Below are 26,099 nucleotides of genomic sequence, written 5' to 3'. Positions count from 1 at the left end.
GGGATGTGCGCCATCTTCCGATGGCGCGCGCAGTCAAACCTTCAACGAGAGAGAGGCGTTTATCCGATGAAAGCTCATGCGCAACGACTCGTCGCCGCGCGCCTCGGCCTCGCGCTGCTCACGCTGCTGATCGTGTCGATGGTGGTGTTCGGCATCACCGGTCTCTTGCCGGGCGATGCCGCGCAACAGGCGCTCGGTCAGGCGGCGACGCCCGAACAGGTGGCCGCGCTGCGGCATCAGTTCGGCCTCGATCAGCCTGCCGTCACGCGTTATCTGCAATGGCTTCTGCATGTGGTGACGGGCAACTTCGGCACGTCGCTGTCGAACAATCTGCCGGTCAGTGAACTCATCTCGACGCGTCTGCCGAATTCGCTCGTGCTCGCGGGATTGACCGCGATGGTGTCGGTGCCGATCGCGTTGTTCATCGGCATTCTCTCGGCGATGTATCGCGGCTCGCTCGTTGATCGCGTGCTCAACGTGCTCACGCTTTCGACGGTGGCGGTGCCGGAGTTTCTCGTCGCGACCATCGCGGTGCTGATCTTCGCGGTGAAGCTGCGCTGGCTGCCGGCGTTGTCGTATCTGTCGGATGTATCGTCGTTCGGCGCGCTCGTGCGGACCTATGCGATGCCAGTGATGACGCTCTGCTGCGTGATCGTCGCGCAGATGGCGCGGATGACGCGCGCGGCGGTGCTCGATCAGCTCAACGCTTCGTATGTGGAGATGGCGGTCCTGAAAGGCGCCTCGCCCATGCGCGTCGTGTTGCGGCATGTATTGCCGAACACCATCGGGCCGATTGCAAATGCGGTTGCGCTCTCGCTTTCGTATCTGTTCGGCGGCGTGGTGATCGTCGAATCGATCTTCAACTATCCCGGTCTCGCGAGCCTCATGGTCGACGCCGTCACCAATCGCGACATGCCGCTCGTGCAGGGCTGCGTGATGGTGTTCTGCGCGGCTTATCTCGCGCTCGTGCTCATCGCTGATCTGGCTCAGATCGTCTCCAACCCGAGGCTGCGTCAACGATGAATCGGAACGTCACTTCTCACGCCACGACCGTGCTATACGATCAGCCGCCCGCCGATGCCCCGCAGGAGCAAGCGCCCGTCGTCGTCAGGCCCGGCCTCATGAGCCGCCTCGTCAACCGCTTTTCGGTGCTGGGTCTCATCGGTCTGTTCATCGTCGTCTTCTGGCTCGTGGTCGCGTTCGTCGGGCCGGTTGTCGCGCCTTATAAAGGCGGCGCGTTCACATCGACGGAAGTGTTCGGCTCGTATAGCGCGGCACATCTGCTCGGCACCGACTACCTCGGCCGCGACATGCTGAGCCGCATTCTTTACGGCACGCAGTACACGGTCGGCCTCGCGCTCGCCGCGACGGTGGCCGCGAGCGTCATCGGCACGTTCTTCGGTCTCGTGGCCGCCGTGTCGGGACGCTGGGTCGATGAAGTGCTGAGCCGCCTGTTCGATGCGCTCATTTCGATCCCGAGCAAGATTCTCGCGCTCGTCGTGATTGCCGCATTCGGCTCGTCCATTCCGATGCTGATGATGGTCGCCGCACTCGCCTATATCCCCGGTGCCTTCCGCATCTCGCGCTCCCTCGCGGTGAACATCATGACGCTCGAATACGTGCAGGTCGCGAAGGCGCGCGGCGAGAAGCTCTTCTATATCGCACGCGTCGAAGTGCTGCCCAACATGATTCACCCGATGCTCGCGGACTTCGGCCTGCGCTTCGTGTTCATCGTGCTGCTGCTTTCGGGCCTGAGCTTTCTCGGTCTCGGCGTGCAGCCGCCGAACGCGGACTGGGGCTCGCTCGTGCGCGAGAACATCGGCGGGCTGGCGGAAGGCGCGCCCGCGGTGCTGATGCCGGCAGTCGCGATCGCGACGCTGACTGTAGGCGTGAATCTGCTCATCGACAGTTTGCGTCGTCATGGCGCGCGTTCGCATGGAGGCGGCCAATGACATCGAACACAGGCACGAACATGATCGAAGTGAAAGGCTTGCGCGTCGTTGCTGGCGCGGCGCCGGATCCCGTCGTCGAGATCGTGAAGGGCGTCGACTTCGCGGTGAAGAAGGGAGAAGTGCTCGCGCTGATCGGCGAGTCGGGATCGGGCAAGACGACCATCGCGCTCGCGCTGCTCGGTCATGCGCGCGGCGGTTGTTCTATCGCGGGCGGCTCGGTGAAGATCGGCGATACCGATGTGTTGTCGCTCGACGCGAAGGGCCGTCGCGCATTGCGTTCGCGCACCGTCGCGTATGTCGCGCAGAGCGCATCGGCGGGCTTCAATCCGGCGCGCACGATCATGGATCAAGTCACGGAACCCGCGCTGCTGCACAAACTCATGACGCCCGCTGTCGCGCGTGAGAAAGCGATCAGCCTGTTTCGTTCGCTCGCGTTGCCGAATCCCGAGACCATCGGCGATCGTTATCCGCATCAGGTGTCTGGCGGCCAGTTGCAGCGCTTGATGGCGGCAATGGCGCTGATCACCGATCCCGCCGTCGTCGTGTTCGATGAACCGACCACCGCGCTCGACGTGACCACGCAGATCGAAGTGCTCGCCGCATTCAAGGGCGTGGTGCGCGAGCTGGGCACGACGGCCGTGTATGTCTCGCACGATCTCGCGGTCGTCGCGCAGATGGCGGATCGCATCGTCGTGTTGAACGGTGGACGCGTGCGCGAGAACGGCGCGACCGCGCAAGTGCTCGACGCGCCGGCCGACGAGTACACGCGCCAGTTGCTCGCGGCAACGCGCCGTCCCGAAGTGGAACGCGCAACGCCCGACGATGCGCGCAAAGTCCCGCTGCTCGAAATCCGCAATCTGAGCGCGGGCTATGGACGCATCGATGCGAACGGCGTGCCCGCCGTGCGTGTGCTCGATGATGTGAGCCTGAAGATCGCGCGCGGCAGCACGCTTGGCGTGATCGGCGAATCGGGCTCGGGAAAGACGACGCTCGCGCGCGTGATCGCGGGTCTCGTCGATCGCGCGCACGGCGACGTGCTGCTCGACGGCAAGTCGTTGCCAGCGAAACTATCGGAACGCACGCTGGATCAATATCGTCGCGTACAGATCGTGTTTCAGAACGCCGATACCGCGTTGAACCCGAGCCGCACCATTGCCGATATTCTCGCGCGGCCCATGAACTTTTATCACGGTCTGCGTGGCGCGGCCGCGCAAAAGCGCATGCTGGAGCTGCTCGATCTCGTGAAGCTGCCTGCATCGATCGCGAAGCGTCAGCCGGGCGGCCTGTCGGGAGGGCAGAAGCAGCGTGTGAATCTTGCGCGCGCGCTCGCGGCGAATCCCGAGCTCATTCTCTGCGATGAAGTGACGTCCGCGCTCGATACGGTCGTCGGCGCGGCGATTCTCGATCTGCTCGCCGAGCTGCGTCGCGAACTGAATGTGTCGTACATGTTCATCAGCCACGACATCTCGACCGTGCGCGCCATCTGCGATGAAGTCATCGTGCTGTATGCGGGCCAGTGCGTCGAAGCGGGCCAGCGCGATGCGCTTTCGCATCCGCCGTATCACCCTTATACGGGCTTGCTCGTCGATTCGGTTCCTGCGTTGCGTCCCGGCTGGCTCGATTCGCGTCGTGCGATGGCGCTCGGCGCATTGCCCGCGCTCGGTCCGGAAAGCGATGCGCCCGAGTTGTGCAGCTTCCGTTCGCGCTGTGCGGCGCGCATCGACGGCAAGTGCAACGTGACGCCGCCCGCGAAGAAGACTTTGCCTTCGGGCGCGCACATCCTGTGTCATCACAGCGCCGACGATCTCGCCCGCATGCAGTCGATGGAAACGGTGACGGCATGAGCGGACGCTTCGTGAGAGTCGCCGAGAAAGGACGCAGGACGTTCGAGATCGTCATCGACGGCAAGCGTGCGCTCGCAGCCGAAGGCGACACGCTGATGGTCGCGCTGCTCACGTCGCAGGAAGCATTGCGCGACTCCGAGTTCGGCGATGGCCGCCGCGCGGGCTTCTGCGTGATGGGCGCATGCCAGGACTGCTGGGTGTGGACCGCTAACGGCGAGCGCGTGCGCGCGTGCACGACGCAGGCGGCCGAAGGCATGTCGATCGTCACGCGTCTTGCAGAAGCGCAGGAGGGCGTATGGCCGCGACTGTGATCGTGATCGGCGCAGGACCGGCGGGCGTGCGTGCGGCGCAGGCGCTCGTCGAAGCGGGCTTGCGTCCCGTCGTTATCGATGAAGGCAGACGCGACGGCGGGCAGATCTATCGTCGTCAGCCGGAAGGATTCAAGCGCACGTACGAGACCTTGTACGGTACGGAAGCAACGCGCGCGCGTGCATTGCACGATGCGTTCGATGCGTTGCGCCCGAAGATCGACTACGTGCCCGATACGCTCGTCTGGAACATCGAGCCGAATGCACTGCACACGGTGAGCGGCACGCGTCATCGCAAGCTCGCGTTCGATGCGCTCATCATTTGCAGCGGCGCGACCGATAGGCTGATGCCCGTTCCCGGCTGGCATCACGCGGGCGCGTATAGCCTCGGCGGCGCGCAGGTCGCGCTCAAATCGCAGGGCTGCGCGATCGGTTCGCGCGTCGTGATGATGGGCACCGGTCCGTTGCTCTATCTCGTCGCCGCGCAATACGTGAAGGCGGGCGCGACAGTAAGTGCGGTGCTCGATACATCGACGTTCGCGCAGCGTCTGCGCGCGTTGCCGCAACTGCTCGCGATTCCATCGGCGTTAAGGAAGGGCGTCGCGTTGATGCGCGTGCTGAAAGATGCGCGCGTGCCGGTTCATCGCGGCATCACGCCGGTCGAGATTCGAGGCACGCCCGAGCATGGCGTGCAAGGCGTGCGCGTCAGGCAAGCCGATGGCGCGATGCTGCAAGTCGGATGCGATGCCGTCGCGCTCGGCTATCACTTGCGCCCTGAAACACAGCTAGCCGATCTCGCGGGCTGCGAGTTCCGCTTCGATCAGGCGTTGCAACAGTGGCTTCCCATCGCCGATGTGGATGGCCGCAGCAACGTGAAAGGCATCTATCTTGCCGGCGATGGCGCGCGCGTGCGCGGCGCGGATGCCGCCGAGCGCGCGGGACGTCTTGCGGCGCTCGCGGCGTTGAAGGACATCGGCATGACGTGCAGCGAAGACGAAGCCAACAAGTTGCGCTTGCAACTAAATCGCTTCACGCGTTTTGCTTCCGGCTTGCGCACCGCGTTTCCGTGGCCCGCGCGCTTTGCCGCCGCCTTGCCGGATGAAACCATCGTGTGCCGATGTGAAGCGATAACGGCAGGCGACCTGAGGCGCGTCGTGAACGACATGGGCGCAAAGGAAGCGAATCGCGCGAAGGCTTTTTCGCGCGTCGGCATGGGCCGGTGCCAAGGCCGCTTCTGCGCACATGCGGGCGCGGAAGTCATTGCAGCCGAAGCACGCGTGCCGCTGGAAGCGGTCGGCCGCTTGCGCGGGCAGGCACCGGTGAAACCTCTGCCCATGGCGCTCGCGCCGCACAAGGATCTGGAGACCAGCGAATGAACGAGCGCGCCGATGTGATCGTGATCGGCGGGGGCATCGTCGGCACGACGACCGCCTTCTTTTTGCGCCGTCGCAAGCGTTCCGTGATCCTGCTCGAACGCGGCTTGACCGGACAACAGGCGAGCGGCGTGAACTTCGGCGGCGTGCGTCGCCAAGGCCGCGCGCTGGAGCAACTCGCAATGTCGAATCGCGCGCTGCAAACGTGGCGGCGTTCCCGCGAACTGCTCGGCGAAGATGTCGAGTTCTTGCCATCGGGGCATACGCGCGTGTGCTATCACGCGCATGACGCGGAATACTTTCATCGCTATGCCGCCGATGCGCGCGCTTACGACCTCGATCTCGAAGTGCTCGAAGGCGCGGCCATGTTCAAGCGCTTTCCTTTTCTGGGCCGCGACGTGATCGCCGCATCCATCTCGCCGCTCGACGGCCACGCGAATCCGCGTCTTGCCGCGCCCGCGTTCGGGCGTGCTGCCGCGCGGCTCGGCGCGCGCGTCGTCGAGAACACGGAAGTGGTGCGCGTAGAAAAGGAAGCGGGCGGCTTTCGCGTGGAAAGCGCGGCGGGCGATGTGTATCGCGCGGAGCAAGTGCTGATTTGCGCGGGCGCGTGGGCCAATACGCTATCGACGCAATTCGGCGAACCCGTGCCGCTCGTCGCGCGCGGCCCGCAAATGGCGGTGACCGAACCCGTGCCTTACGTGTTCAAGGCTTCGATGGGCGTGTACACGTCGATCAAGGAAGAGAGCGTTTATTTCCGGCAAGTGGAGCGGGGCAATATCGTGCTCGGGGGCGGACCGCCCGGACCCGCGGACGCAGACACGCGACGCGCTTCCGTCCTGCCCGAGAACACCGTCGCGCAACTGGCGCAGTTCCGCCGCATGGTGCCCGCGATGCGCCCGCTGCATGTGATTCGCGTGTGGAGCGGCGTGGAAAGCTATCTGCCGGATTCGGAGCCGGTGATCGGTCCGAGTTCGAAAGCCGATGGCCTGTTCTACGCGTTCGGCTTCAGCGGATCGGGCTTTCAGATCGGACCGGGCGTGGGCGAGACGCTTGCCGAATTGCTCGATGCGGGCAGCACGCCGATCGATCTCTCATCGTTTTCCATCAGACGATTTCAGCGCGCTTCGTCGACGCACGCGCAATCGCTTACCTCCGAGACTTCGCCATGAGCCAAGCCAATCTGGTCGACGCGCTCGCCTACATCGAAGCCAATTTCGACAAGACCGTGAGCCTCGCGCAACTCGCGGATCTTTCGGCGCTGAGCGTGTCGCGCTTCGCGACCGTGTTTCGCGAGCAATTCGGACTTTCGCCGTACAAGTACCTGTGCGAGTTGCGCGTGCGGCGCGCGCAGACGTTATTGCTCGCGGGCGTGCCAGGATCGGTCGTCGCGACGGAAGTGGGCTTCTTCGATCAGAGTCATCTGGCGCGGCATTTCAAGCGCCTGTGCGGCATGACGCCGAGCGCGTTCGTCGAGCGCGCGCGCAGAAAAGCGCGCTCAGCCGAGCTCGATGCCGGTCTGGGCAAGCGCGTCACGCAAGCCCAGCCGCGGGTATTTGCTTTCGACGGAGCGCATGTCGCTTAGCGCTTCCTGGATGATCCATTCGCGCACGCTGGCGACGATGGGCCGCATCGACTTGTTCGGCGGCGTGAGCAGACAGCAACGCCGGCTCGTGACCACCAGTTCTTCTTCGGCAGGCACGAGCGCGCCTTGCGCGAGCCAGTGCGACGTCACGTTGAGCCATCCGAGCGCGATGCCTTGTCCGAGCAACGCCGCCTGCACGACGATCGCGTAATCGTTGAAACGCAACATGCCCGCTGCATGGCGCTCCTTTGAAGCGAACGCATGAAAACGCTCGTGCCAGCCGCGTTCTTCATCGTCCATCACGATGACGGTATCGCCATGCGCGCGCGCCGCATCGGTCTCTGCGAGTTCGTGATAACGCGGATTGCAAAGCGGCAAGAGCATCTCGGGCATCACGAGCACCGCGTGCTCGTCGATCTCTTCGTCGTGAACAAAGCGCATGCCGAGATCGACATCGACGAGCGGCCCGCCGATGCGCCCCGATATCAATTGAAACCGCAGATCGACCGATGGAAACGCCTGATTCAGACGGCTCATGCGCGGCATGAGCCAATGCGTGGTGAAGCCGGTCGATACGGAAAGCGTGACGGTCTCGATGCCTGTCGCGCGCGCCTCGATTTCGCGGATCGCACTTTCGATGCCGCTGAAGCCTTCGGAAATCTTGCGATAAAGAATCTCGCCGCTCTCCGTGAGTTCGATGCCGCCGCGCACGCGCTCGAAAAGCCGCACGCCGATATGGTCCTCCATGCGCGCGAGCATGCGGCTCACCGCGGGCTGACTCACATAAAGCTCCTGCGCGGCGCGCGTGAAATTACCGCAGCGCGCGGCCGCTTCGAATACGAAAAGCGCATTGGCGCTCGGCAGTTTCTTGCGAAGGTTTGGCATGACTTCATGTTATGCCCGATCCAACAATTTTGGAATTGCCGTCAAAAACATCGCGACTTAGTATTTTCCCAACCCCTCTATTTTCGACGAGACGAACGACATGGACGCACGCGCTAAAACGGGAGTGTCGATCAGGTCCGCGACGAAGCGCTATGGCGCGGTGACGGCGCTCGATGACGTATCGCTCGATATCGCGCCGGGCGAATTCGTCTCGCTGCTCGGGCCTTCTGGCTCGGGCAAGACGACGCTGCTCGGCATTCTCGGCGGCTTCGTGCAGCCGAGCTCGGGCAGCGTGTGGGTCGGCGAGCGTGACATTACATTTGCGCCGCCGCACAAGCGCGATATCGGCATCGTGTTTCAGAACTACGCGCTCTTTCCGCACATGACGGTAGGCGAGAACGTCGCGTTCTCGCTGCGTGCGCGGCGCGAGCCGAAATCGACATGGGCGAAGCGCGTCGCCGAAGCACTCGCCATGGTCGAACTCAAAGGTTATGAAAGCCGCAGCATCCATCAGCTTTCGGGCGGACAGAAGCAACGCGTGGCGCTTGCCCGCGCAATGGTGTTTCAACCGCAACTCATTCTGATGGACGAGCCGTTGTCCGCGCTCGACAAGCAACTGCGCGAGACCATGCAAATCGAATTGCGCAGGCTGCATCGGCAGCTCGGGGCGACCATCGTCAACGTGACGCACGACCAGCGCGAAGCACTCACGATGAGCGATCGCGTCGCCGTGTTGAAGGACGGCAGGCTCGTGCAGATCGACACACCCGAGCGCCTGTACGACCGTCCTTGCGATGCGTTCGTCGCGAGCTTCATCGGCGAAGCGACGATGCTCGATGTCACGCGCGCCGGCGACGATGCCGTGCGTCTCGGCGATACGATTCTGCGCACCGCGCATCCATTGCCGCGCGGCGAGAAGCTATTGCTCGCGGTGCAAACGGAAAAGCTCGTCATCGACGGCGAGAACCGTCATGCGGATGCGAACCGTCTTTCATGCCGCGTGACCGAAGTGCTCTATCAAGGCGAGAGCCTGCGCGTGTTCGCCGCGCTCGCCGACGGCACGGCGATCAGTCTTCGGCAACCCGGCAGCCACGACGCGCGCAAGCGCATCCCCGAGCCGGGCGCATCGATGACGGTCGCGCTCGATCCGCAAGACACGATCGTCGTATCGGCCTGATTTCTTCTCACCGCCTGTGCACGGGCGATTTCGACTGCAAACGTAGATACGCAACCCGTAAAGGATGACGCAATGAATCTCACCGATTTCAAGGTCCTGACCTTCGATGTCGTCGGCACGCTGATCAACTTCGAAAAGGGCGTGCTCGATTCCGTGCGCCGGCTGGGCGGAGCGAAGGCAAAGGACCTGACCGACGATCAGATCTTCGAGCCGTACATGGAAGGGCGCGCGAAGTATCCGGGCAGATCGAGTCATGAAATGGCGAACGTGTATCTGCATCTCGCGAGCAAACTCGGCTTGTCCGACGATGCGCAATCCGCCGCGGCATTCCAGCGCGATGTGCTCGAATGGCCCGCATTCGAAGACTCGGTCGCGGCATTGAAGCGTCTGCGCAAGCACTTTCGTCTTGTCGCGATGACCAACGCGGATCGCGTTGCGTTGTCGGCCTATGCTCACACGCTCGGCAATCCGTTCGACGATACGGTCTGCTGCGATGAGACCGGCGTCGCCAAACCCGATCCGCAATTCTTTGCCTATAACCGTGGACGTCAGGCGGCGTTCGGCTATAAGTTCGAAGAGATCCTGCATACGGCGCAGAGCCAGTATCACGACATCGGCATCGCAACGAAGCTCGGTTATTCGACATGCTGGATCGAGCGGCGCCAGGGCATGAAGGGCTTCGGCGCGACACCCGTGCCCGAGAGCGTGACGACGCCGACGTGGAAGTTCGCGACGCTCGCCGCGCTCGCGGATGCCGTCGACGACGAACTCCGCGCCGCCGCCTGACCATGCGCGCCCCGACGACACCGCTGCGCCCGCAACCGGACTCGTTGTGGCGGGCGATAGCCGCGCCGATGAGCACCGGCGCACCGCTCGCACGCGATATCGATGTCGAAGTGGCGATCATCGGCGCGGGCTATTCGGGCTTGAGCGCCGCCTATGCGCTGCAAAAGCGCGGCGTCGAATGCGCGGTGCTCGATGCGAATCCGATCGGCTGGGGCGCAAGCGGACGCAATGGCGGCGTGGTGTCGTCGAAGTTTCGTCTCTCGTTTGCGACGATCGCGAGCACGCATGGCATCGATGTCGCGAAGCGCATGCATCGGCTCGCGCACGATGGCGTGCGCACCGTCGAGGCGTTCGTCGACGAGTTCAAGCTCGAACGCGCGCGCTTCGAACATACGGGCAGCCTGCGTTGCGCGCATACGGAACGTGCGCTCGCATCGATATGCGCCGAGGCGGACTGGGTTCGCACGACGCTCAACGATACGTCCATGAGCGTGCAATCTCGTGCTGAAGTCGAACATGAGACAGGCTCGAAGGGCTTCGTCGGCGGCGTGTTGAGCGCGGACGCGGGCACGATCCTGCCGCTCGAATACGTGCGCGGCATCGCGGCCGGTCTGATCGCGCGCGGCGTGCCGATCTACGAAGCGACGCCTGTCATCGACATGTCGCGCGAACAGGACGGCCGCGTGCTGTTGACGGCGCCCGGCGGCACGGTGCGCGCGAAGCAGGTCATCGTCGCGACGAACGCCTATTCGAATCTGACCGAGGCAACCGCTTCATATCATCGCGAGCTCGTGCCGTTCAGAAGCGCGATGATCGCGACCGCGCCCTTATCTCCGGAACTCGATGCGCAGTTGATGGTGAACCGCCGCAGCTACACCGAAACGCGCCGCATGATGAAGTGGTTCCGCAAGGTCGATGGCCGCATGTTGTTCGGCGGCCGCGACGCGTTCGGCAAGGAAGGCGAGCCGACCGGCTTCGATGCGCTGCAACGCGCGATGGTCGCGCTCTTTCCGCAATTGAAGGACGTGCCGGTGGAATTTCGCTGGTCGGGTTATGTCGGGATGACCTTCAACGCATTGCCGCACGTGGGCCGCAGCGACGATGCGACCACGTTCTGTCTCGGCTATAACGGCGCCGGTGTCGCGATGGCGAGCCTGATCGGTCAGCATGCCGCTGCGCTTGCGCTCGGTGAGAAGCCCGAACTCGCGCTGCTCGCGCAAGACGGCTTGCGGCCCGTACCGTTTCATGCGTTGCGCGCGCCGGGTGTGCGGCTCGTCGCTGCGTGGTATCAGTTCCTCGATGCAGTAGGTGCATGATGACGACAGCCAAACGGATTCTCCAGGACCCCGCCGTGATGCAACCCGCGACGATCGATCCATCGGTGCGGCATCAGCGACGCGAAGACCGCGCGATGCTGCTGTTGATGGCGCCCGCGCTGTTCGTGGTCGTCGTATTGCTCGTCGTGCCGCTCGCGTGGCTGTCGTGGCAATCGTTCTATCACGACGGCGTGTTCTCGCTCGTCAATTACAAGCGTGTCTTTACCGGTGCCTATCTCGACACCTTTCTGCTGACGTTCAAGCTCAGTTTCATCGTGACGGCGATTACGCTGCTGCTCGGCTATCCCGTCGCGTATTTCGCGGCATCGATATCGCCGCGATGGAGCGCGCTCGTGCTCGGCATGGTGATTCTTCCGTTCTGGACGAGCGTGCTCGTGCGAACGTACGCGTGGCTCGTGCTCTTGCAACGCACCGGTCTCATCAACAAGGCGCTGCTCGGCATGGGTCTGATCGAGCGCCCCTTGCAGCTTTCGTATAACCAGTTCGGCACGATCATCGCGATGGTGCATATCCTGTTGCCGTTCATGGTGCTGCCGCTCTACTCCGCGATGCAGAAGATTCCGCCGAATCTCTCGCAAGCAGGTGCGAGTCTCGGCGGTTCGCCGCTGCATGTGTTCTTGCGCGTGTTTCTGCCGCTGTCCATGAGCGGCGTGCTCGCGGGCGTCACGCTCGTCTTCGTGCTGTGCCTCGGCTTCTATATCACGCCCGAGCTGATGGGCGGCGGCAAGTCGATGATGGTCTCGATGATCGTGAGCCGCAACGTCGAGATCTACAACAGTTGGGGCGCGGCAAGCTCGGTGAGCGTGGTGCTGCTTATTTGCGTGTGCGCGATCTTCTATTGCGTGAGCCGCGTGATTCCGCTCGAAAAGACACTGGGGGCGAAATGAATACCTTATCGTTCGGCCGCGTGACGCTCGGTGCATCGGTGATGCTGATTCTCGCGTTTCTGATGATTCCCGTGGTCATCGTCGTGCCGCTGTCTTTCTCGGATGCGCGTTTCCTCACGTTTCCGCCGCCTGCGTATTCGTTGCGCTGGTATCACGCGTTCTTCGATAATCCCGCGTGGATCGATGCGGCGAAGACCACCTTTGCGGCCTCGACGTGCGCGGCCTTGATCGCGACGCCGGTCGGCATCGCGGCGGCATACGGCATCCAGTATGGATCGCACTGGTCGTTGCGCTATCTGCGCACATTGCTGATGCTGCCGCTGATGGTGCCGATCATCATCGTTGCAGTGGGCGTGTTCTTCGTCTTCACGCAGATGGGTTATGTGAACACGCTTGGCGGTCTCATCATCGCGGATACGATGCTCGGCCTGCCGTATGTGCTCATCTCCGTCGGCGCGGACTTGCGCACGTTCGATCGCACGCAGGAGATGGTCGCGCGCAGTCTCGGCATGAATCGCTTTCGCGCGTTCATGGCGGTGACGTTGCCGCAGATCAAGGCGAGCGTGATCTCGGGTGCCGTGTTCGTGTTCATTCAGGCGCTCGATGAAACCGTCGTTGCGCTCTTCATTTCGGGCGGCAACAATCAGACGCTCACGCGCCGCATGTTCGTCACGCTGCGCGATGAAATCGATCCGACCATCGCCGCCATCAGCACGATGCTGACGGCGTTGACCTTGTGTCTCGTGATGATCGTCGTCGTGAGCCGGCGATCTTCGGCTGCGGCGCGAGCCTGAATCTTTCACAACGAAAAACCATGCGACATCTACAGCAGTTCTATATCGACGGCGAATGGGTCGAACCGTACGGCGATACACGTTTGCCGGTCATCGATCCATCGACTGAAGAAGCGATCGGCGAGGTCGCGCTCGGCGATGCGCGCGATGTCGATCGCGCGGTCGCGGCGGCGCGGCGTGCGTTCTCATCGTTTTCACGGGCGAGCGTCGCAGAGCGCGTTGCGTTGCTCGAGCGTTTGCTCGAAGCGTATGTCGCGCGTTACGACGAGATGGCCGATGTCATCTCGCGCGAGATCGGCGCACCGGCGAAGCTCGCTCATGCATGGCAGGCCGCGCTCGGCAAGCGTCATATCGAAGAGACGCTGCGCACGGTCGAACGCTTTCAATGGCAACGCAAGAAGAACACGACGCTCGTCAATCACGAGCCCGTGGGCGTGGCCGCGCTCATCACGCCGTGGAACTGGCCGATCAATCAGATTGTCTGCAAGGTCGCGCCTGCGCTCGCGGCGGGATGCACGGTGGTGTTGAAGCCGAGCGAAGTGTCGCCGATGAACGCCGTGCTTTTCGCCGAAATCATCGATGCGGCCGGCGTGCCCAAAGGCGTCTTCAATCTCGTCAATGGCGATGGTCCGACCGTCGGCGCGGCATTGAGCGCGCATCCGGATGTGGATATGGTGTCGTTCACCGGATCGACGCGCGCGGGCATCGAGATCGCGAAGCTGGCCGCGCCGACAGTGAAGCGCGTGCATCAGGAACTCGGCGGCAAGTCGGCGAACATCCTGCTGGACGATGCCGATTTCGAAGTAGCCGTCACGGCCGGCGTGAATTCGTGCTTCAGCAACAGCGGTCAATCCTGCAATGCGCCGACGCGAATGCTCGTGCCCGCATCGCGGCACGACGAAGTGGTGCAGATCGCGTTGCGCGCGGCGCAGAAGCAGCGCGTCGGCTCACCGAGCGATCCGGCGACGACGATGGGCCCCGTCGTCAGCGACGTGCAGTTCGAACGCGTGCAGCGGATGATCGATGTCGGCATAGAAGAGGGCGCTGCACTGGTGACGGGCGGCGCGGGGCGTCCCGCTGGACTCGAACGCGGTTATTACGTGAAGCCGACCGTGTTCGCTAACGTGAATCCTTCGATGACCATCGCGCGCGAGGAAATCTTCGGCCCGGTGCTCGCGATCATGCCGTATCGCGATGAAGAAGAAGCGATCGCCATCGCGAACGACACGCCTTATGGCCTGGCGGCTTACGTGCAATCGCAGGATCAGGAGCGCGCGCGCCGCGTGGCGATGAGAATGCGCGCGGGCAGTGTCTACGTGAACTATCCGGCGTGGGATCCGGGCTCGCCGTTCGGCGGCTACAAGCAGTCGGGCAATGGGCGCGAATATGGCGAGTGGGGACTGGAAGCGTTTCTCGAAGTGAAGGGCATCGTGGGTTACGGCGCCTGAGTCACGGCGTGCGCGGCCGGTTCATGCTTGTCGAGGACCGTGCCGCGCAATGCATCCGCCACGCGCTCGGCGATCATGATCGTCGGCACGTTCGTATTCGCGCATGGAATCGACGGCATCAACGACGCGTCGCATACATGCAGACCTTCGATGCCATGCACCGCGCCGCGCGCATCGGTCACGGCCAGCGGATCGCTCGATGAACCCATGCGGCACGTTCCCGACGGATGCCATGTCCCGCCGACATGGCGCATGACGAACTCGATCATCTTGCGATCATCGGCGAGCAGTTCGTCGATCGTGATGCCTTGCGTCACGACGCCTTTGATCAACGCACCACGCAACGGCCCGGCGATATCGAGCAGCGCGCTCAACGCGCCGCGCTGGAGCGCATTCCATGTTCCCGGCACCGCCACCGCTGCAACGCGCGGTGAATAGCTCGATGGAAAGATCGCATCCATCGAAGCCGATGCAAGCGTTGCAGCGCCGAAACGCAGCGCGAGCTTGAGCCGTTCGAGATCGCGGGAATCGGAGAGCATCGCGAAGTCGACGTTGGGTTCATCGAATGCATTCGCCGATGCCAGCGTGACGCGTCCGCGCGAATAGGACTTGTTGACCCAGAAGAAGATCGTGCCCAGCCGATAACCCACCGAATGCCAGCCCGAGCGCGACAGGATCGCGCCGTGCATGTCGCCTTGAACGGTGTCGGCCAGGCCGGATGAAAAGCGCACGATCGCCTGCTCGTGATGTTCATCCGGAAACGGCGTGCGTGCGGCGCGCGGCAAAAACGCGGAGACCGCTATCGAAGGATGTTCCATCAGATTGCCCCCGACGCCGGGACGATCGGCCACTACGTCGATGCCGAGCGCGGCGAGTTCATCGCCGGGGCCGATGCCGCTTCGCATCAGCAATGCGGGACTGTGAATCGCACCCGCCGATACGATCACGCGATGCGCGCGCAAGTCTTCACGCGTGCCGTCGGCGCGAACGATGCGCGCACCGATCGCGCGCTTGCCATCGAACAGAATGCATTCGACGACATCGCCGGTGCGTATCGTCAGATTGCCGCGAGCGCGCGCGGCATCGTCGAGATAGCAAACCGAGGTCGGTATGCGTTCTCCGTTCGCGCTGACCGCGATCGAACCGATGAACGTGCCGTCTTCCCAAGGTCCGTTCTGATCGTCGCGCAAGGCGTGGCCCCTATCGGCAAGCGAGGCGAGCACCGTGCGCACGAACGGCGAAATGCGCGGCCATGCCGTGCGTTGAATGCGTAACGGGCCATCGCTGCCGTGCAGCGGGCCGGTGACATCGCAATCGGTTTCCAGCTTGCGAAAGTAGGGCAGACACGCTTGCCAGTTCCAGCCATCGGCGCCGAGCGCTTCCCATTCATCGTAATCGGATGGAGAGCCGCGATTGGCCATTAACGCATTGATCGCCGAGCCGCCGCCGAGAAGCCGCGCCTGTTCATAGCGTCGCAGCGCCGCGGCGCGTTCGCTCATGCGCGCTTTCAATGCCTGCCAGATGTTGCGCGTGTCGAGATATGCGCGGCCCGGATAGCGGCTGCGGATGGCATCGGGCATCGTGCGCGCGGAGATGTCGCGGCCCGCTTCGACGAGACACACGGTCGCGCGCGCATCTTCGGAAAGGCGCGCGGCCAGCACGCAGCCGGCCGAGCCGCCGCCAAGAATCAGAAAGTCGAACACGTCGGCGTTATTGCATGAACTTGAGCCAGCGCGCCTTCGCCTGAATGCCGGACTCGGAAGCCCACCATTCTTCGGAAAGCAACGCCTGCTTCGCCGCATTCGCGGGCGCGCTCGGCAATTCGGATGCGCGCTTGTCGGTGATCTTGCCGGTCTTGAATGCAGCCGGATTGCCCGGACCATAATCGATATAAAGCGGCAGATTCGCCTGCAATTCCGGCGATACGGCCGCGTTAAGGAAGCGCACGGCTTCGTTCATGTTCGGCGCGTTCTTGAGGATGCAAAGCTGCGTGTTCTGCAGAATGCCGTCGTTGAACGTGAAGGCGACATCCGGATTGTCCTTCATTACGGCGCTCGCGCGGCCGTTCCAGATCATCGTCATGTCGACTTCGCCGTCGTGCAGCAATTGCGCCGACTGTCCGCCCGAAGTCCACCACACCGTGACGTTCGGCTTGATCTCTTCGAGCTTCTTGAACGCGCGATCCACGTCGAGCGGATAGAGCTTGTCGCGCTGCACGCCATCCGCGAGCAGTGCGGCTTCGAGCACCGTCATCGGATCGTTGCGCAGTGCGCGCGTGCCGGGGAAGTTCTTGACGTCCCAGAAGTCCTTCCAGCTTTGCGGCACTTTCTTCAGCGACTTCTTGTTATAGCCGATGACCGTCGAATAGAACTCGTACGCCACCGAATAGGGCGTGCGGTATTTTTCGGGAATGGCTGCGGCGTTGGGTAACTTCGAGAAGTCGAGCTTTTCGAGCAGCCCTTCGCGCCCGCCGCGCAAGCAGTTCGACGTGGGCGTATCGACGACGTCCCAGATCGGCTTGCCGGTTGAGCCTTGCGCCTTGATCTGCGGCCACGCATCCGGAATGCTGTCCTGGTTGATCGTGATGCCGAGCTCTTTCGCGGCGGGATCGAGAATCGCCTTGGTTTGCGCTTCCTGATACGCGCCGCCTTGCGATACGAACGTGATCTTGCCCGCTGCGAACGACGGCGCCGCGCTCGCGATGGAGAGCAGCAATGTCATGGCCAGCGGACGAACGGGAAAGTGCGGGCAGCGGAATCTTGCAATCTTCATCACGGCGTTTTCCTCGACAAGATTGAAGCAGTGGACGTCCTGCAGATCGCGGTCCCGTCCGGCTTCGAGCGAAGACGAGGACGGCGCGCGGATGACTAAAAATATATTGAGTCAAATACGCGGGGGCAACGCCGGAATTGTTGGAGTGACCATGACCTGATGTTATGTCAGCGCAATGGCCACGTCCGATGCACGTTCAGAAGATCACGTAGACCTTGCGCATGGTTTCATCGACTTCCCATGTGCCTTCGGTGTTCGCCGCGAAGAAGAGCGTATCACCGCCGGTGAAGTGGATCGTGTCCTCGCCATCGGGCGTGAAGCGGCCACGGCCGGCCAGAAAATGCATGACCTCCGCTTCCTTCACCGAACGCCGGTACGTGCCCGGCGTGCATTCGAATACGCCCGTATCGATTGCTTCGCTGCCGGGAATCACTTTTTGCACGCCGGATATCTTTATTTCCTGCGTGCCGGGAAGTCCCGCCGTGCCCCAGTCTTCCAGTCCTTCGATTGCTATGCTCTGTTTGAGTTGCTGTACTTTCATTTGCTTTCTTGCCTCTTGATGGTTTTGGGTGATTGCCGGATCCCGTTATCGCGTCGGTCTATTAGCGTTGCCCCTGTGCGGGGCGGCAGTCACTTTCTTTGCCGTCGACCAGAGTTAGCGCTTTAGCGCTTACTCTGGTCCTGTGCAAAGAAAGCAACCAAAGAAAGCAGCTTCCGATACGCCCGCGGTCACACGCAATTTGGGTAGTCCTCTCGTCGTTCGTGGGCTGCCTAAAGAGTGCCCTCATAGGCCCCATCGGGCTTGGCTCGCGCACGGTCTGTCTCATCGCACCACACAACAAACTGGTTCAGCACCAAATAGCTCCGGCTCGCTTCGCGGCCGACCGGTCAATCGGGAATGCGCGTGCTTCTCTAAAAACGTCTCCATCTCGCCGCCTTCGCCGGACGTTGGTTTCCCTTGCATACCCGGCGGCAGCGCGTAGCGCTGTGCCGAAGGTCTTTCGTGCTGAACCAGCGCGCTCGAAGTTATTGGGCGGCGGACCGTGCGCGAGCCAAGCCCGGTTATTGTGATGAGGGCACTCTTTAGGCGAGTGCCATCGAGGACGAGAGAACTACCCAAATTGCGTGTGACCGCGGGCCTGAAAAGCTGCTTTCTTTGCTTACTTTCTTTGCAGCAGCAAAGAAAGTGAGTGCCGCCCCGCACAGGGGCAACGCTAATAGACCGACGCGAAAGCGGGATCCGGCGACTACTGGAAGGAAAGTGAGTGCCGCCCCGCACAGGGGCAGCGCTGATAGACCGACAAGTACACGGGATCCGGCGACCTCACATCACAACCGTAGAACAGTGCTTCAACGAGCCAAACCACCTGCCACGGTTCTAAACAGCTCGAATGCGCCGTTCGACCTTGCCGAGCCGCACGACCGTCACGCCCGGACGCAACTGCCGCAGCGACGGCATCACGAGCATGCAATCCTCATAGGGCGTTTCGACCGCAACGCCCTCCGCCCAGCCGATCACGCTGCCCGCTTTCGGAAACACTTCGAGCCCCGTGTAGGCATCGGCGAAACGGAAGTCCATGCTCCTGGCTACGACCGGTTCCGTCACACGGACAACGAGCATTTCCTGCGGCGATGGCTGAACCCATCCGGCGGGCAAGTCTTCTTCGTCGATCACGCCGGATAGCAAAAGAAAGCGCGCGGTCACGTCGCGCGCGACGGTCACGGCATTCGCTTCCCAGTGCTGTCCGCATTCGATGAGCAACGCGTTCTTGTCGCTCGACGGATCGCCGAAGCCTTCGTAATCGCGCATGCGCCGTCCTTCCGGATGACCTTCGTCGCAGATCACGGTCGCAGGCGTGCCGAGCCTCGCCGACAAGTCGATGCCTTTATCGAGCGGTCCCGCGACGATCAACGGCTTGCTCTTCTCGTGCATCGAATGAAGATCGAGCAGGAGGTCCACCGTATCGATGACGGGCCGCATCGCGCGGGCGCGGCGCAGCTCGCTCGAATCGCGCGACATGTCATCGAGCGCTTGCGCGGTCCATACGCGATTGAAGTCCTGATCGACGAAGCGCGATGCATCGGGCTTGCTCGCATCGAAACGCGCGTAAGCATCGACGTTCGCGAACGCGAGCGTGAGCTTGCCGCGCCGCGGGCGCAGTCCGGCACGCAGCAAGGCATCGACGACGATCGCGCCGCACACTTCGTTGCCGTGCGTGAGCGCGTTGATCATCACATGCGGACCGTCGATGCCCGAATCGAACGTATGCACATACGGCACGCCCGCGTTGCCCGAGGCATGCGCGCCGATATCGGGGAACGCGATCTCGATCGGGTATGCGTTGGAATGCGCGTTCATTCGAGCCCGCCCTGGCAGAGATATTTGATCGAGAGGTAATCGTCGAGGCCGTACTTCGAGCCTTCGCGACCATAGCCCGATTCCTTGACGCCGCCGAACGGCGCGGCCTCGCTCGCGATCGCGCCTTCGTTGATGCCGACGAGTCCCGATTCGAGCAGACGCGATACGCGATCGATGCGCTTCAGGTTTTGGCTATAGAAATACGCTGCGAGGCCGAAAGGCGTGTCATTGGCGGCGCGGATCGCCTCGGCTTCGTCGTCGAAGCGAAACAGCGGCACGACCGGGCCGAAGGTTTCTTCGCAGCTCAACTGCATGTCGGACGTTGCATCGGCGAGCACGGTCGGCGCGTAATAGTTGGGGCCGAGTTCCGCGAGACGCTTGGCGCCCGTCAGCGCGCGTGCGCCGCGCTTCAACGCGTCGTTTACATGACGCTCGATCTTTTCGACCGCGCGCGCGTTGATCATCGGGCCGATCTGCGCATCGGAATCAGTTGCAGGCGCAACTTTCAATGCGGCGACGCGCTTCGCGAGCAGGTCAGCGAACTTGTCATACACGGACGACTGCACATAGACGCGATTCGGGCACACGCAAGTCTGTCCGCCATTGCGGAATTTCGATGCCATCAATCCGGTGACGGCGGCATCGAGATCGGCATCGTCGAATACGATGAAAGGCGCATTGCCGCCGAGTTCCAGCGACAGCTTCTTCAACGTGCCCGCCGATTCCCGCGCGAGATACTTGCCCACCGGCGTCGAGCCGGTGAAGGTGATCTTGCGCACGCGGCCATCTTCGAGCCAGTCGGCGACCGCGTCCTGCGCGTTTTCGCGCGATGCGCTGACGAGATTCAACGCGCCCGCCGGCACGCCCGCTTCATGGGCGAGCATCACGAGCGCGAGCGCCGTGAGCGGCGTATCTTCGGCCGGCTTGCCGACGACCGTGCAACCCGCCGCGAGCGCGGGCGCGATCTTGCGCGCAATCATCGCGAGCGGGAAATTCCACGGCGTGATCGCAGCGACGACGCCGACCGGTTCCTTCACCGCGCTCATGCGCTTGCCGCGTTGCTGCTGCGGAATGATGTCGCCGTAGATGCGCGTGGCTTCGTCCGCGAACCACGCGACGTAAGACGCGCCGTACATCACCTCGCCGCGGCCTTCCGCGAAGGGCTTGCCCTGTTCGAGCGAGATGAGACGTCCGAGCGCATCGGCATGCTCGACGATCAGCGCGTGCCAGCGATGCAGGACCGCGGCGCGATCTTTCGGCAGCGTATCGCGCCACGCGGGGAAGGCGCGCGCGGCGGCATCGGTGGCGGCGCGGGCATCGGCGGGGCCGCTGTCGGCCACTTGCGCGATGACGTCGCCCGTCGCGGGATCGGTGACGGCGAAGCGTCGGCCGCTTGCAGCGGCAACCCATTTGCCGTCGATGAAGTTATCGGCGCGAATCAGATCGCTCGGTTCATATCGTTGCGTCATGGTGGTCTCCAGAAAAGTCAGGCGAGCATTTGCGCAATGGCCGCGCCGACTTCCGTCGTCTTCGCCTTGCCGCCGAGATCGCCCGTATGCGGACCTTCCTTCAATACCGCCGTGATCGCGGCAAGCATCGCATCGTGTGCTTCGCGTTCGCCGAGGAAGTCGAGCATCATCGCCGCCGACCAGATCATCGCGACGGGATTCGCGATGCCCTTGCCCGCGATATCCGGCGCGGAGCCATGCACCGGCTCGAACAACGACGGGAAGTTGCGCTCCGGATTCATGTTGGCCGAAGGCGCGATGCCGATCGTGCCCGTGCAGGCCGGACCGAGATCGGAAAGAATGTCGCCGAAGAGATTGGTGGCGACGACCACATCGAAGCGATCCGGGCTCAGTACGAAGCGCGCGCACAGAATGTCGATGTGCTGCTTGTCCCACTTGATCTCGGGATACTGCGCGGCGATTTCGGCGGCACGCGTATCCCACCACGGCATGCTGATCGAAATGCCGTTGCTTTTAGTTGCGACCGTAACTTTCTTCTCGCGCTTTTGCGCAAGATCGAATGCGAACTTCAACACGCGCTCCGCGCCCTTGCGCGTGAAGATCGACGTCTGCGATACGAACTCGCGTTCGGTGCCTTCGAACATCGTGCCGCCGACCGATGAATACTCGCCTTCGGTGTTCTCGCGCACGATCATGAAGTCGATATCGCCCGCCTTGCGATTCGCGAGGGGCGAGGGCACGCCGTCGAAAAGACGAGCGGGGCGCAGATTGATGTATTGATCGAACTCGCGCCGGAATTTGAGCAGCGAGCCCCACAGCGAGATATGGTCGGGAACGGTATCGGGCCAGCCGACCGCGCCGAACAGGATCGCATCGGCATCTTGCAACTGCGCCTTCCAGTCGTCCGGCATCATCTGGCCGTGCTGCGCGTAGTAATCGCAACTTGCCCATTCGATATGCCGGTACTCCAGTTCGATACCGAAGCGCTTGCTCACCGCGTCGAGCGCGCGCACTGCTTCGGGCATCACTTCCTTGCCGATGCCGTCGCCCGGAATCACGGCAATACGATATTTGCTGGACATGTGCTACTCCGCGTGAAAATGATCGACGATAAAAAGCACGCACGTGCATAAAGCGCGTGCGTCCGTTGAATGCATGAGAATGAGAGGCGCGCGCCTCAGTGATGGTTCTGCGAGAAGAGCGTTTCGAGCGGGTAATGCGTCTTCACGAACGACGTCTTGATGATGACGTAGCTGAAGTACTTCTCGATGCCGATGCCGCGCTCCAGCAGCCCTTCGATAATACTTTGATAGTGACTCACGCTGCGCGTGACGAACTTGAGCAGATAGTCGTAACCGCCGCTCGCGAGATGACATTCGACGATCTCGTCGACATCCTTCACGGCATTCACGAAGTTGATGAAGTCTTCGCGGCGATGATCGGCGAGCGTGACTTCGGTGAAGACCACCTGCACGTCGCCGAGCTTTTCGAGCTGAATCTGCGCGCCATAACCGACGATATAACCCGCCTTTTCCAGCCGTTTCACGCGAATCAGGCAAGGGCTGGGCGAGAGGCCGACCGCATCGGCGAGTTCCACGTTCGTGATGCGCCCGCGCTTCTGCAATTGCGAGAGGATACGCAGATCGATTCGGTCCAGCTTGCTGTCGGTGCTCATCGCGGCGGGTTCGGTCTCGCATGTCGGCGGTCGGTCGATGTTATCACGCAGCCGCGCGCGAACTAAAGCCCGATGCGCCTTTCAATGCATCGCGCACGTCGCTTTGCGCGAGTACATCGTCGAGTGTCTTCGTGAGGCGCTCGAACAGCATGTCGAAGTTCGCTTCGGTATAACAAAGCGCGGGCGCGAAGCCGAGAATGTTATCGCCGAATGCGCGGAACACGAGGCCGTTTGCATAAGCTGCGGCGGCAATGCGGTCGGGCAGCTTGAGCGATGCATCGAAGCCGCGCTTGCTGTTTTTATCGGCGACGAGTTCGAGCGCGCCGAGCAAGCCGCGATGCCGCGAATCGCCGACGAGCGGATGATCGAGCAACGCATCGAGCCCTTGCGCGAAACGCGGCGCCAGCGACTGCGCATTCGCGAGCAGGCCGCCTTCGTGATACAGCCGCATCACTTCGAGGCCGATCGCTGCGCTCACCGGATGCGCCGAATACGTATGTCCATGACCGATGACCGCCGACACATCTCCGCCATCCGCGATGCCCTGGTAGACCGCATCGGACATGAGGACCGCGCCCATCGGCGCATAACCCGCGGTGAGTCCCTTCGCGACCGTCATCAGATCGGGCTCGACGCCTTCGCCTTCGCACGCGAAGAGCGGGCCAGTGCGGCCGAAGCCCGTGATGACTTCATCCGCGACGAAGAGGATATCGAGCTTGCGGCACGCTTCGCGCATCGCCTTCAGCCAGCCTTTGGGCGGCACGATCACGCCGCCCGAGCCTTGAATCGGCTCGCAGAAGAATGCGGCGACGTTGTCTGCGCCGAGTTCCGCGACCTTGGCTTCGAGCGCTTGCACCGAAGCGGCGATGAGCGCGGCGTCATCGGCGTAATCGTTGCGGTACGCGTACGGCGAAAGAATGTGATGCTGCGTCGGCAGCGGCAAATCGAAGTTGCGATGGAACGCAGGCAACGCGGTCATGCCCGCGCCGATCGACGACGATCCGTGATAGCCGCGTTGCAGCGCGATGAAATGCTTCTTCGACGGACGGCCCGTCGCGTTGTAGTAGTGCGTGATGAAGCGCAGCGCGGAATCGACGGCATCGGAGCCGCCGAGCGTGAAGTACACATGTTGCAGCGAAGCAGGCGCGAGCTCGACGAGCTTCGCGGCGAGTTCGATGGCAGGCTCCGAGCCGAAATGAAAATAGCCCGTGGCGTAGGGCAGTTTCGCCATCTGCTTCGCGGCGGCCTCGACGATGCTCGCGTGTCCATAACCCGTGTTCACGCACCACAGGCCGGAGAACGCATCGAGCAGTTCGCGGCCTTCGATGTCGCGCAGGAACACGCCATCGGCGGAATCGAGCACGGTGACGCCGCGCGCTTCATGCGCGCGATAACTGACGACTGGATGAATCAGATGCTTACGGTCGGACTCGACAAGCGACTTGATCGACATGATGCGGCTCTCTCTTCGCGAAGGGGGCGGAATGGCTCTTGACCGTTTCATACTATCGGCAGAGCCGCATCGCGTGCATCGCCAAAAAAATCGCCAAAAAGCGAATCCGCAGCGTTTTGCGGGGGGCGCGCAGCATTTTCTGCTGCGGCCTTCGCGGTCTTTGCCCGACGATTCAATAGCCGCGCGTGCGGTCGATTTCGCCGATCATGCGCTCGCCCGCGCGATGACGGCGCAAGTTCTCCAACACCATTTCGACGGCGGTTTCGGGCCGCGTGGCGCTCGCGATATGCGGCGTGAGACGCACACGCGGGTGCGTCCAGAAAGGATGCTCGCGCGGCAAGGGCTCGGGATCGGTGACGTCGAGAATCGCGGCGTTCAGATGCCCGCTATCGAGCGCATCGAGCAGATCCTGCTGGATCACATGCGGACCGCGTCCGACATTGATGAACGATGCGCCCTTCGGCAAGGTCTCGAACACGCGTTTGCCGATAAGCCCGCGCGTCGCATCCGTGAGCGGCAGCAGGCACACGAGGATATCGGTGCGCGCGAGAAACGCATCGAGCGATGCCGCGCCCGCATGACATTCGACGCCTTCGATCTCATGCGGCGAACGGCTCCAGCCCGCGCAATCGAAGCCGAACGCACGCAGCGTGTTCAGCACGGCGGTGCCGAGCATGCCGAGACCGAGCACGCCGACGCGCCGCGTCGAAGCCGCGCGCACCGGCATCTCGCGCCACACGCGCTCGCGTTGCTGCGCGGCGTAATCGAAAAGATCGCGATGAATCGTGAGCACGGCTTGCGTCACATACTCGACCATGCCTTCGACGATGCCCGGCTCCGTCATCCGCACGACCGCGACATGCGGCGGCACGCCGGACAGGTCGAACTGATCGATGCCCGCGCCGACCGAGAAGATCACGTCGAGATTGGGGAATGTCTGCATGACATCCGCGGGCGGCTGCCACGCGGCGAGATAGCGCACGGCATTGGCATCGCCGATATCGGGCCATACGCGAAACGGCACGTCGGGCGCTTTCAGCGCGAAGTGCGTGGCCCATTGCTTGCCGCGTTCGGGATCGGCTTTATAGAGGATCGTCATCGTGTTCAACCCAGCGCCTGGTTGATGATCGCAAACTGCGCTACCGATGCGTCATGCGGCGGCGTGCCATTGCGCGCCATCTTGATGACGGTATCGACGCGCTTCATGCCGATGCTTTCGAGCCACGCCGACAAGCCGCTTTCATCGGGCGTGTCGATGCGCGTGAACTTGCCTTCGTCATGCGCGAGCCAATGGGCGATGAGCGCTTGCGCGCGGCGCGCGTGCTGCGCGTCGGCGGTGACGGAAACCACCGGACCGATTGCATGGCCGCGCCCGAATTCGCGGATCAGCGCGAAGCCCAGCACTTCGCCGTCGCGTTCGAGCACGATGCCGTCGGCAACTTTCAGCAGCGCAGGCAGGAGCGCGCTTCGATCGAGTCCGCTTGCGCGCGATGCAAGCGCGACGAGTGCATTCGTATCGCGCGGATCGATTGCACGCAGGCGCTCGCCTTGCGCGAGATCGATGCGCGGCACGGCGAAATCGGCGGATTGATGCTGATGAATCGCACCGATGCGCGCGAACCCGAGCTTCGCGTAAAGCGGCTCGCCTGCGGGCGTCGCGTGCAGCACGGTGATGCGCTTGCCGAGCGCTTCGAGCAGCAGTTCCATCAGCTTGCGGCCGATGCCTTTGCCCTGGCAGTCCGGCGCGACGATCACCATGCCGAGCGATCCGCCATCGTCGCCGTACTTCCAGCACAGCGCGGTGCCGACGACACGCTCGCCTTCCTGCGCGATGAAGCCCGCGCCGGCGTCGAGCACGAAGCGCCAGTCGTCGGCGCGATGCGGCCATTTGACTTCGACCGAAAGCGCGTGAGCGGCGGCGATGTCATCGGCGGTGAAAGGGCGATACAGCAGAGTGGATGTTTCGGCAGCGGACACGGCATGCTCCACGTCAGAGGA

The 26,099-nt window shown here is 62.9% G+C and carries 24 protein-coding genes; 13 read left to right on the top strand and 11 right to left on the bottom strand.

Annotated elements, in window-relative coordinates; genetic code table 11:
- Nucleotides 1-66 precede the first annotated feature (66 nt).
- The 7 genes from NCS67_RS27195 to NCS67_RS27165 are packed head-to-tail and all read left to right on the top strand — an operon-like array spanning nt 67 to nt 7,059.
- Nucleotides 67-1,023, top strand: a complete 957-nt coding sequence (locus NCS67_RS27195) for an ABC transporter permease (RefSeq protein WP_250437417.1) — start codon at nt 67-69, stop codon at nt 1,021-1,023.
- On the top strand, nt 1,020-1,952 hold the full coding sequence (locus NCS67_RS27190) for an ABC transporter permease (protein WP_250437416.1): 933 nt from the start codon (nt 1,020-1,022) through the stop codon (nt 1,950-1,952). The genes NCS67_RS27195 and NCS67_RS27190 overlap by 4 nt, the downstream gene beginning before the upstream one ends.
- Nucleotides 1,949-3,796 (top strand): ABC transporter ATP-binding protein, encoded by a 1,848-nt coding sequence (locus NCS67_RS27185; RefSeq protein WP_175981440.1) that lies wholly within the window; start codon nt 1,949-1,951, stop codon nt 3,794-3,796. Before NCS67_RS27190 ends, NCS67_RS27185 begins: the two co-directional genes overlap by 4 nt.
- Complete coding sequence (locus NCS67_RS27180; RefSeq protein ID WP_008346985.1) at nt 3,793-4,107, top strand: (2Fe-2S)-binding protein; 315 nt, start codon at nt 3,793-3,795, stop codon at nt 4,105-4,107. Before NCS67_RS27185 ends, NCS67_RS27180 begins: the two co-directional genes overlap by 4 nt.
- A complete protein-coding gene (locus NCS67_RS27175) occupies nt 4,092-5,480 on the top strand; it encodes an FAD/NAD(P)-dependent oxidoreductase (protein WP_250437415.1) in 1,389 nt (462 codons plus the stop codon). Before NCS67_RS27180 ends, NCS67_RS27175 begins: the two co-directional genes overlap by 16 nt.
- On the top strand, nt 5,477-6,646 hold the full coding sequence (locus NCS67_RS27170; protein WP_250437411.1) for an NAD(P)/FAD-dependent oxidoreductase: 1,170 nt from the start codon (nt 5,477-5,479) through the stop codon (nt 6,644-6,646). Before NCS67_RS27175 ends, NCS67_RS27170 begins: the two co-directional genes overlap by 4 nt.
- Nucleotides 6,643-7,059: a helix-turn-helix domain-containing protein gene (locus NCS67_RS27165; protein WP_175981448.1), complete on the top strand. Its 417-nt coding sequence runs from the start codon at nt 6,643-6,645 to the stop codon at nt 7,057-7,059. The genes NCS67_RS27170 and NCS67_RS27165 overlap by 4 nt, the downstream gene beginning before the upstream one ends.
- Here NCS67_RS27165 and NCS67_RS27160 read toward each other — a convergent pair.
- Nucleotides 6,973-7,944, bottom strand: a complete 972-nt coding sequence (locus NCS67_RS27160; protein ID WP_008346980.1) for a LysR family transcriptional regulator — start codon at nt 7,942-7,944, stop codon at nt 6,973-6,975. The genes NCS67_RS27165 and NCS67_RS27160 overlap by 87 nt on opposite strands.
- Before the next feature lie 100 nt (nt 7,945-8,044).
- Between NCS67_RS27160 and NCS67_RS27155 the strand changes: the two genes are divergently transcribed.
- The 6 genes from NCS67_RS27155 to NCS67_RS27130 all read left to right on the top strand — a co-directional run bounded on the left by NCS67_RS27155 (nt 8,045) and on the right by NCS67_RS27130 (nt 14,373).
- Nucleotides 8,045-9,121, top strand: coding sequence for an ABC transporter ATP-binding protein (locus NCS67_RS27155; RefSeq protein WP_008346979.1), 1,077 nt, complete (start codon nt 8,045-8,047; stop codon nt 9,119-9,121).
- A gap of 72 nt (nt 9,122-9,193) precedes the next feature.
- Nucleotides 9,194-9,907, top strand: a complete 714-nt coding sequence (locus NCS67_RS27150; protein ID WP_175981452.1) for an HAD-IA family hydrolase — start codon at nt 9,194-9,196, stop codon at nt 9,905-9,907.
- A gap of 2 nt (nt 9,908-9,909) precedes the next feature.
- A complete protein-coding gene (locus tag NCS67_RS27145; protein ID WP_250437409.1) occupies nt 9,910-11,223 on the top strand; it encodes an NAD(P)/FAD-dependent oxidoreductase in 1,314 nt (437 codons plus the stop codon).
- On the top strand, nt 11,220-12,131 hold the full coding sequence (locus tag NCS67_RS27140; protein ID WP_008346976.1) for an ABC transporter permease: 912 nt from the start codon (nt 11,220-11,222) through the stop codon (nt 12,129-12,131). Before NCS67_RS27145 ends, NCS67_RS27140 begins: the two co-directional genes overlap by 4 nt.
- Entirely contained in the window at nt 12,128-12,925 is a 798-nt protein-coding gene (locus tag NCS67_RS27135; protein ID WP_008346975.1) for an ABC transporter permease, read from the top strand. The genes NCS67_RS27140 and NCS67_RS27135 overlap by 4 nt, the downstream gene beginning before the upstream one ends.
- 20 nt (nt 12,926-12,945) lie before the next feature.
- Nucleotides 12,946-14,373, top strand: a complete 1,428-nt coding sequence (locus tag NCS67_RS27130) for an aldehyde dehydrogenase family protein (protein WP_250437408.1) — start codon at nt 12,946-12,948, stop codon at nt 14,371-14,373.
- Here the strand turns inward: NCS67_RS27130 and NCS67_RS27125 are convergent.
- The 10 genes from NCS67_RS27125 to NCS67_RS27080 form a co-directional block, all read right to left on the bottom strand.
- Nucleotides 14,361-16,076 (bottom strand): GMC family oxidoreductase, encoded by a 1,716-nt coding sequence (locus tag NCS67_RS27125; RefSeq protein WP_250437406.1) that lies wholly within the window; start codon nt 16,074-16,076, stop codon nt 14,361-14,363. The two genes, NCS67_RS27130 and NCS67_RS27125, sit on opposite strands and share 13 nt — an antisense overlap.
- 7 nt (nt 16,077-16,083) lie before the next feature.
- Entirely contained in the window at nt 16,084-17,145 is a 1,062-nt protein-coding gene (locus NCS67_RS27120; protein ID WP_008346971.1) for an ABC transporter substrate-binding protein, read from the bottom strand.
- A 196-nt stretch (nt 17,146-17,341) separates the two neighbouring features.
- Complete coding sequence (locus NCS67_RS27115) at nt 17,342-17,686, bottom strand: cupin domain-containing protein (RefSeq protein ID WP_008346969.1); 345 nt, start codon at nt 17,684-17,686, stop codon at nt 17,342-17,344.
- Nucleotides 17,687-18,523: 837 nt separating this feature from the next.
- Nucleotides 18,524-19,504, bottom strand: coding sequence for a M14 family metallopeptidase (locus tag NCS67_RS27110; protein ID WP_250437404.1), 981 nt, complete (start codon nt 19,502-19,504; stop codon nt 18,524-18,526).
- Nucleotides 19,501-20,973, bottom strand: a complete 1,473-nt coding sequence (locus NCS67_RS27105; RefSeq protein WP_250437402.1) for an NAD-dependent succinate-semialdehyde dehydrogenase — start codon at nt 20,971-20,973, stop codon at nt 19,501-19,503. The genes NCS67_RS27110 and NCS67_RS27105 overlap by 4 nt, the downstream gene beginning before the upstream one ends.
- Before the next feature lie 17 nt (nt 20,974-20,990).
- A complete protein-coding gene (locus NCS67_RS27100; RefSeq protein WP_008346962.1) occupies nt 20,991-22,055 on the bottom strand; it encodes a tartrate dehydrogenase in 1,065 nt (354 codons plus the stop codon).
- Nucleotides 22,056-22,150: 95 nt separating this feature from the next.
- Nucleotides 22,151-22,648 carry an Lrp/AsnC family transcriptional regulator gene (locus NCS67_RS27095; RefSeq protein ID WP_008346961.1) on the bottom strand — a complete coding sequence of 166 codons (498 nt, stop codon included), beginning with the start codon at nt 22,646-22,648 and terminating at the stop codon, nt 22,151-22,153.
- Between the two features lie 43 nt (nt 22,649-22,691).
- Nucleotides 22,692-24,101 carry an aspartate aminotransferase family protein gene (locus NCS67_RS27090; protein ID WP_250437401.1) on the bottom strand — a complete coding sequence of 470 codons (1,410 nt, stop codon included), beginning with the start codon at nt 24,099-24,101 and terminating at the stop codon, nt 22,692-22,694.
- A 172-nt stretch (nt 24,102-24,273) separates the two neighbouring features.
- Complete coding sequence (locus NCS67_RS27085; RefSeq protein WP_250437461.1) at nt 24,274-25,200, bottom strand: 2-hydroxyacid dehydrogenase; 927 nt, start codon at nt 25,198-25,200, stop codon at nt 24,274-24,276.
- A gap of 5 nt (nt 25,201-25,205) precedes the next feature.
- Complete coding sequence (locus NCS67_RS27080) at nt 25,206-26,078, bottom strand: GNAT family N-acetyltransferase (protein ID WP_250437399.1); 873 nt, start codon at nt 26,076-26,078, stop codon at nt 25,206-25,208.
- Between the last annotated feature and the right edge of the window lie 21 nt (nt 26,079-26,099).

The sequence above is a fragment of the Caballeronia sp. ATUFL_F2_KS9A genome (assembly GCF_023630765.1).
Classification (GTDB): Bacteria; Pseudomonadota; Gammaproteobacteria; order Burkholderiales; family Burkholderiaceae; genus Caballeronia; species Caballeronia zhejiangensis.
The sequence above is the reverse complement of the archived record's forward strand: the minus strand, read 5'-3'. Positions and strand labels throughout refer to the sequence as shown.

What these genes read in the sequence shown, in the direction of transcription:
- NCS67_RS27195 (WP_250437417.1), top strand. Translation starts at nt 67, where the DNA reads ATGAAAGCTCATGCGCAACGACTCGTCGCCGCGCGCCTCGGCCTCGCG.
- NCS67_RS27190 (WP_250437416.1), top strand. Translation starts at nt 1,020, where the DNA reads ATGAATCGGAACGTCACTTCTCACGCCACGACCGTGCTATACGATCAG.
- NCS67_RS27185 (WP_175981440.1), top strand. Translation starts at nt 1,949, where the DNA reads ATGACATCGAACACAGGCACGAACATGATCGAAGTGAAAGGCTTGCGC.
- NCS67_RS27180 (WP_008346985.1), top strand. Translation starts at nt 3,793, where the DNA reads ATGAGCGGACGCTTCGTGAGAGTCGCCGAGAAAGGACGCAGGACGTTC.
- NCS67_RS27175 (WP_250437415.1), top strand. Translation starts at nt 4,092, where the DNA reads ATGGCCGCGACTGTGATCGTGATCGGCGCAGGACCGGCGGGCGTGCGT.
- NCS67_RS27170 (WP_250437411.1), top strand. Translation starts at nt 5,477, where the DNA reads ATGAACGAGCGCGCCGATGTGATCGTGATCGGCGGGGGCATCGTCGGC.
- NCS67_RS27165 (WP_175981448.1), top strand. Translation starts at nt 6,643, where the DNA reads ATGAGCCAAGCCAATCTGGTCGACGCGCTCGCCTACATCGAAGCCAAT.
- NCS67_RS27160 (WP_008346980.1), bottom strand. Translation starts at nt 7,944, where the DNA reads ATGCCAAACCTTCGCAAGAAACTGCCGAGCGCCAATGCGCTTTTCGTA.
- NCS67_RS27155 (WP_008346979.1), top strand. Translation starts at nt 8,045, where the DNA reads ATGGACGCACGCGCTAAAACGGGAGTGTCGATCAGGTCCGCGACGAAG.
- NCS67_RS27150 (WP_175981452.1), top strand. Translation starts at nt 9,194, where the DNA reads ATGAATCTCACCGATTTCAAGGTCCTGACCTTCGATGTCGTCGGCACG.
- NCS67_RS27145 (WP_250437409.1), top strand. Translation starts at nt 9,910, where the DNA reads ATGCGCGCCCCGACGACACCGCTGCGCCCGCAACCGGACTCGTTGTGG.
- NCS67_RS27140 (WP_008346976.1), top strand. Translation starts at nt 11,220, where the DNA reads ATGATGACGACAGCCAAACGGATTCTCCAGGACCCCGCCGTGATGCAA.
- NCS67_RS27135 (WP_008346975.1), top strand. Translation starts at nt 12,128, where the DNA reads ATGAATACCTTATCGTTCGGCCGCGTGACGCTCGGTGCATCGGTGATG.
- NCS67_RS27130 (WP_250437408.1), top strand. Translation starts at nt 12,946, where the DNA reads ATGCGACATCTACAGCAGTTCTATATCGACGGCGAATGGGTCGAACCG.
- NCS67_RS27120 (WP_008346971.1), bottom strand. Translation starts at nt 17,145, where the DNA reads ATGAAGATTGCAAGATTCCGCTGCCCGCACTTTCCCGTTCGTCCGCTG.
- NCS67_RS27115 (WP_008346969.1), bottom strand. Translation starts at nt 17,686, where the DNA reads ATGAAAGTACAGCAACTCAAACAGAGCATAGCAATCGAAGGACTGGAA.
- NCS67_RS27110 (WP_250437404.1), bottom strand. Translation starts at nt 19,504, where the DNA reads ATGAACGCGCATTCCAACGCATACCCGATCGAGATCGCGTTCCCCGAT.
- NCS67_RS27105 (WP_250437402.1), bottom strand. Translation starts at nt 20,973, where the DNA reads ATGACGCAACGATATGAACCGAGCGATCTGATTCGCGCCGATAACTTC.
- NCS67_RS27100 (WP_008346962.1), bottom strand. Translation starts at nt 22,055, where the DNA reads ATGTCCAGCAAATATCGTATTGCCGTGATTCCGGGCGACGGCATCGGC.
- NCS67_RS27095 (WP_008346961.1), bottom strand. Translation starts at nt 22,648, where the DNA reads ATGAGCACCGACAGCAAGCTGGACCGAATCGATCTGCGTATCCTCTCG.
- NCS67_RS27090 (WP_250437401.1), bottom strand. Translation starts at nt 24,101, where the DNA reads ATGTCGATCAAGTCGCTTGTCGAGTCCGACCGTAAGCATCTGATTCAT.
- NCS67_RS27085 (WP_250437461.1), bottom strand. Translation starts at nt 25,200, where the DNA reads ATGACGATCCTCTATAAAGCCGATCCCGAACGCGGCAAGCAATGGGCC.